This is a genomic window from Nostoc sp. (assembly GCF_036917755.1).
Classification (GTDB): domain Bacteria; phylum Cyanobacteriota; class Cyanobacteriia; order Cyanobacteriales; family Nostocaceae; genus Nostoc.
The window spans coordinates 36,488-42,487 of the sequence record NZ_JBALFC010000024.1 but is presented as its reverse complement, the minus strand read 5'-3'; the positions used below and the strand labels follow the sequence as shown (position 1 = coordinate 42,487).

The following is a 6,000-nucleotide window of genomic DNA, read 5'->3' as shown; positions in this document are numbered from 1 at the left end:
GAGTCATTGGTGATTTTTTCGTCTCCTTACCTCCTGCATAATCTCTTACTTTTGTCAATGTTCATGTTAAGAAAGATGTGGGTAATGGATAGCTTAAAAAGTGGGGATCTAAAAAGCCCCCTTTTTAAGGGGGTTGGGGGATCTTTTATGCGTAAGTTATTTAGGCGGCTCAGGACTTGCTACTGGTGACTGCTTCGTTTAACACTAACTCTGGTTGTGGTGTCTCCTCTTCTTCTGGCAAACCGTAAATTGATCTATACAACTTCACGTATTGCTTGGCAGATTGATACCAACTAAAATCTTGACTCATGCCGCGTTTTTGTAGTTCTTGCCATTGCGGTTTGAAACGGAAGCCTTCCCAAGCCCGGATCATACAGGTGAAAAGGTCTAGCGGTTCATAGCGGTCAAAGCAATAACCTGTACCTGCCGCATTTTCGGGATCATGATGGGTTACGGTGTCAACTAATCCACCTGTGCGGCGAACAATCGGTACAGAACCGTAGCGCAAAGCCATCATTTGGCTAATTCCGCATGGTTCAAAACGACTAGGCATTAAGAAGGCATCAGTACCAGCGTAGATCCGGCGAGACAGGGCATCGTTATATAGTAAGTAAGTTGCCATGCGTCCGGGAAAGCGGGATGCTAATTGCCACATCTGAGTTTCATAGTAGCGATCGCCTGTTCCTAACAGCACAAACTGTGCATCTGTATAAGATAGGAAGCGATCGAGGATTTGCAATATCAAGTCAATGCCTTTTTGTTCCACTAATCGGGTCACAATCCCAATTAAAAAGGCTTTGGAATTGACTTCTAACCCTATTTCTTGTTGCAAAGCAATTTTGTTGGCTTTGCGTTTATCTAAAGTATCAGCAGTAAAAGTTTGAGCAATGTATTTGTCATTTTCTGGATTATAAACTTCAGTATCAATTCCGTTGATAATCCCAGATAATTTACCGCTAATGAAGGACAGCAAACCTTCTAATGTTTCACCATAAGTTGGTGTCTTGATTTGCTCCGCATAAGTAGGCGAAACTGTATTTACCTTATCGGCAAATTGCACCGCCGCCGCCATTACATTGTGTCCTTGCATATACCAGGGACACCAAGTAATTCTCTCTAAATACCAACGCCACGGTCCTTGATAAGCCAGATTATGAATGGTAAATACTGTGCTGATATCAGGATCTTGGTGCATCCACACGGGAATCATCCCCGTATGCCAATCGTGACAGTGGATAATTTCTGGTTTCCAGTAATTCCAGGCAAACTCGGCTGCCCCATTAGAAAATAAGGTGAACCGCCAGTCTTCACCTTCTCCCGAATAAATGTGGCGCGGTAGGAAGGCGGGATGTCCAAATAAGTACAAGGGAACATCAGTACCAGGCAGAATGCTTTCATAAACAGCAAATTCCTGGAACATGGCAGAGCCTCGCCAGATGGGTTCTTTGGGAATTTCCATTTTGTCTGGCAGGAAGCCATAGTAAGGCAAGAATATCCGCACATCATGCCCCATTTCTCTCAAGAATTTGGGTAATGCCCCGACAACATCACCCATTCCTCCTACTTTCGCAATGGGTGCTGCCTCTGCTGCAACAAATAGAATCCGCATGGTAATTTTTGCTTCCCTGAGTCTATATTCTCAAATTAACTCTTTGATCCCGACCAACGCGATCTGTCGCGTCTGACACATCTTTTTAGTGCAACGGCGATCAATTCTTATCTAATCACATCGGCTTGCCTAATTGCTTAGGAACCGCGCTGAATCACCGCAAAAATTTCTGATAAAATTTCTTGCGCTCCCTGTTGTCGCAACAGTTCTGCTAGTTCTATGCCTAGTGCTTCGGCATTGTTGGCAATCCCTGTGACGGTATCTTTTACGAACTTTTGACCATCTACACTGGCGACTATCCCTGTTAAGGTCAAATTCTCACCAGATATTTCTGTATTTACACCAATAGGTACTTGACAGCCGCCCTCTAGAGAGCGTAGAAAAGATCGCTCGGCAAGACAGCGATCGCGCGTTTGGCGATGTTCGATCGCTTTGAGTAGAGATAGCAATTCACTATCATCAGCACGGCATTCTATCCCTAAAGCACCTTGTCCAACAGCGTGGAGGGAGATTTCTTTGGGTAGGACTTGATGAATGCGCTCGCTCATTCCCAATCTTTCTAACCCTGCTGCTGCCAAAATTAGGGCATCGTATTCGCCTGCATCCAGTTTTGCCAACCGTGTAATCAAGTTTCCCCGGACATCCTTAAATGTAAAGTGGGGGAAGTGGTGGCGTAACTGTGCTAACCGCCGCAGCGAAGATGTACCAATTACCGCACCCTCTGGCAACGTATCGATTTGTTTATCTTTGTGCTTTTCATGCACAACTAATGCATCTGCTGGGTTTTCACGTTCAGTAATTGCTGCTAATGTTAACCCTTCTGGTAAGTGAGTCGGCAGATCCTTGAGGGAATGAACCGCGAAGTCAATCTCCTGATTGAGCATTCCGACTTCAAGTTCTTTAGTAAAAAGTCCTTTATCGCCAATCTTAGCTAATGCTACATCCAAGATTTTATCGCCTTGGGTAGACATGGTATGGACTTCAAAAGTGATATCAGGAAAGCTTTTCTGGAGTTGCTCTTGTACCCAGTAGGTCTGAACCAGAGCAAGTTGGCTTTTGCGTGAACCAATCCGAATAGTGCGTGGGGGACTAGAAACTACTGAAGTCATAAAACAATATATCAAACGAGGCGATAAATTCACTCTCATCTAGACTACCGTAGTCAGGGACTTATACGAATTTTGGGTTTTGGATTTGGGATTTTAGATTACAATTCTTTACCAAAAGCTGGTTTTAGGCGATGTCTACGACGGGCTGCGCCTACGCAACCTGGGTAGCAAGTTGCTTCATCAACTCAATTTTCCAAGATTCCTATAAGCGGGGTGCGATCGTATCTAAGTTATAAGAAGAATTCAGCTTGTTCAAGATTAGCGATCGCGCGGGTTTTACTCAATGAATTGAGAGCTTAGGCTTCACGTTTAGGAATTCTTCCAATAGAACACTCATCAAATCGTAGACAAAATTGCTGTATTCTCCGCGACAAAGTTGAGCTTTGAGTGAGCATTGGAAAATTTCCATTTTTCAGTCCACTCAACTTGCTTATGATATACATTGTAATTACACTGTAAGTATGAGCGAGTTGAGATTTGAGTGGGATGAGCGAAAAGCTAGGTCTAATGAGCAAAAGCACGGTGTATCATTCAATGAAGCAGAAACCGTCTTCTATGACAAGAATGCCCGTTTACTCTACGACCCTGAGCATTCTTTAGAAGAGGATCGTTACATAATCTTGGGAATGAGTGATTCACTACGCTTGTTGCTGGTGTGTCATCTGTATCAGGAAAGTGAGGAGGTTATCCGTATCATCTCGGCTCGTAAAGCTACTAAGCGAGAGCGTCAACAATATCAGAGTTTTTTCTTATGAAAGAAGAGTATGATTTTTCTCAATCTGTCAAGAATCCGTATATTAAGAAGCTTAAGAAGCAAGTGACGATTCGACTTGAGGAGGATGTCGTTGATTACTTCAAAGTTCTTGCTGAAGAAACTGGCATTTCCTATCAGAGCCTGATCAACCTTTATTTACAGGATTGTGTAAAGTCGCAGCGCAAACCCTCGTTGGAGTGGGTGAGCAACGCCTAACAAATTGGATTCCTATAGAGGCGATCGCCTTGTTGTATCCAGCCAGTGCCGAACGTTGATAAACTGGATCTAGTACTTTCGGAGTAGCAGAAGTCATGAGTGTTGCAAAATCTGCATTCCTAACCTTAGAGGAGTTTCTGAAGTTACCAGAAACAAAGCCTGCAAGTATTTATATTGATGGTGAGATTATCCAGAAACCAATGCCGAAAACCCGCCACTCCCGACTTCAAGCTAAGTTGATTAATTGGATTAATGAAGTCACAGAGAAAAGGCAAATCGCTTATGCTTTTCCAGAGTTGCGTTATACTTTTGGTGGTCGTTCAATTGTTCCAGATGTAGCGGTTATTCCTTGGCAACAAATTGAGTTTGACGAGAACGGAGAAACTGTAGATGATGTGCTAATTGCTCCGAACTGGACAATTGAAATTCTTTCTCCAAATCAGAGTTCCAATCGAGTTACAAGCAATATTTTGCACTGCTTAAAATATGGTTGTCAGTTAGGATGGTTAATTGATCCTGATGACCGCTCAGTTCTTGTATTTAAACCACATCAACAACCAGAATTTTGTCATAGAGAAGATAGCTTGACTGTTCTAGATGGTGTTGATTTAGAGTTGACAGTTGAACAGATATTTGGCTGGTTAAAGATGAAAGCAGAGTGAGCAAGCCCTTAAAAGGTTGTTTGGAAAGTAGTAAAGTATACTAAAAATCCCGCTTCCATTCCTCTCCTCCACTCCTGAGAGGCTTTTAAACCCCCACGCTCTTGATTCTGAATTCTAACTTCTGAATTCTGACTTCTGAATTCTTCTTCAAATCTCACCAATTAATGCCACTGCAAAAGAAGCTTATATTAGTCCGAACTTGTCCAACAGTTGATAACCTTTGATAAACTTTAACAAAATCACTGTTAAAAAATCTAAAAATTTTAGATAAATATAGTTTTTTAGATATTTGCAAAGTGTCGGGGAGTCTAATAGATGAAGATATTGGTACTGAGTTGGGAGTTTCCACCAAGGATTGTTGGGGGAATTGCACGGCATGTAGCGGAGTTATACCCGGAACTGGTAAAGCTAGGGCATGAAGTCCACCTGATTACGGCAGAGTTTGGTCAGGCATCGATGTATGAAGTAGTTGAAGGAGTAAAGGTGCATCGGGTGCCAGTCGGACATAGTAACGACTTTTTCCACTGGGTAGTGAATCTCAACCTAAGTATGGGAGATCACGGTGGTAAGTTGATCTTAGAGGAAGGGTCTTTTGATTTAATTCATGCCCATGATTGGTTAGTCGGAGATGCCGCGATCGCTCTCAAGCATAATTTTAAAATACCGCTAATTGCCACAATTCACGCCACAGAATACGGGCGCTATAACGGTATTCACACAGACATTCAAGGCTATATAAATGGCAAAGAAAACTTGCTGGCTTTCAACGCTTGGCGAATTATCGTTTGTAGCGACTATATGCGCCAAGAAGTAGAACGAGCGCTACACAGTCCTTGGAACAAAATCGATGTCATTTATAACGGTATCCGAGCCGAAAAGAAACAGCATCACGTAGATTTTCATGCTCTGGATTTTCGCCGCCAATTTGCCACAGACAATGAGAAAATCGTTTACTATCTCGGTCGCATGACCTACGAAAAGGGTATACCTGTATTACTCAATGCCGCACCCAAAATACTTTCTCAAATGGGAGGTAAGGTTAAATTTGTAATCGTTGGTGGCGGCAATACTGACCATCTCAAGCGCCAAGCCTGGAATTTGGGAATTTGGCATCATTGCTATTTCACAGGTTTTCTTTCGGATGAATACTTAGATAAATTCCAAACTATCGCTGACTGTGCCGTTTTTCCTAGTCTTTACGAACCCTTTGGAATTGTGGCTTTAGAAAGCTTTGCTTCTCGTGTTCCTGTAGTAGTTTCTGATACTGGTGGTTTTCCTGAAGTGGTGCAACATACCAAAACAGGTATTGTGACTTGGGTGAACAATCCCGATTCTTTAGCTTGGGGAATTTTGGAAGTGTTGAAAAATCCAGGTTATCGGCAATGGCTGGTGGATAATGCTTATGAGGATTTAGAGCGACGCTTTAGCTGGCCGAAATTAGCCAAGCACACTGAACAAGTTTATCAGCGAGTTGTCCAAGAGCGATCGCAAATTCCCTGGTAAGACAGATCCCCGACTTCTTGAAGAAATTGGGGATAATTTTAATTTAAAGGTGTCAATTTAAGAGGATGAAGCCCAATTTGCGCTTGTTTAAGCGTCAATCTCAAGGGTGGCGCTTACGGCCTTTGTTTAAGCAATCTCAGGGATTGT

The 6,000-nt window shown here is 42.8% G+C and carries 6 protein-coding genes; 4 read left to right on the top strand and 2 right to left on the bottom strand.

Translation table 11 applies throughout. The annotated features are described in order from the left end of the window. Window positions 1-169 precede the first annotated feature (169 nt). Window positions 170-1,609 (bottom strand): glycogen synthase GlgA, encoded by a 1,440-nt coding sequence (glgA, locus tag V7L05_RS08020; protein ID WP_335163461.1) that lies wholly within the window; start codon window positions 1,607-1,609, stop codon window positions 170-172. 137 nt (window positions 1,610-1,746) lie between these two features. Continuing rightward, window positions 1,747-2,718, bottom strand: a complete 972-nt coding sequence (gene hemC, locus V7L05_RS08015) for a hydroxymethylbilane synthase (RefSeq protein ID WP_335163459.1) — start codon at window positions 2,716-2,718, stop codon at window positions 1,747-1,749. A 461-nt stretch (window positions 2,719-3,179) separates the two neighbouring features. Between hemC and V7L05_RS08010 the strand changes: the two genes are divergently transcribed. The 4 genes from V7L05_RS08010 (at window position 3,180) to V7L05_RS07995 (ending at window position 5,853) form a co-directional block, all read left to right on the top strand. After that, a complete protein-coding gene (locus V7L05_RS08010) occupies window positions 3,180-3,473 on the top strand; it encodes a BrnT family toxin (protein WP_335163457.1) in 294 nt (97 codons plus the stop codon). Beyond that, a complete protein-coding gene (locus tag V7L05_RS08005; protein WP_334785465.1) occupies window positions 3,470-3,688 on the top strand; it encodes a CopG family antitoxin in 219 nt (72 codons plus the stop codon). Before V7L05_RS08010 ends, V7L05_RS08005 begins: the two co-directional genes overlap by 4 nt. A gap of 95 nt (window positions 3,689-3,783) precedes the next feature. Further along, window positions 3,784-4,350, top strand: a complete 567-nt coding sequence (locus V7L05_RS08000) for a Uma2 family endonuclease (protein ID WP_335163455.1) — start codon at window positions 3,784-3,786, stop codon at window positions 4,348-4,350. 315 nt (window positions 4,351-4,665) lie between these two features. Continuing rightward, window positions 4,666-5,853: a glycosyltransferase family 4 protein gene (locus V7L05_RS07995; protein ID WP_335163453.1), complete on the top strand. Its 1,188-nt coding sequence runs from the start codon at window positions 4,666-4,668 to the stop codon at window positions 5,851-5,853. Window positions 5,854-6,000: the final 147 nt, after the last annotated feature.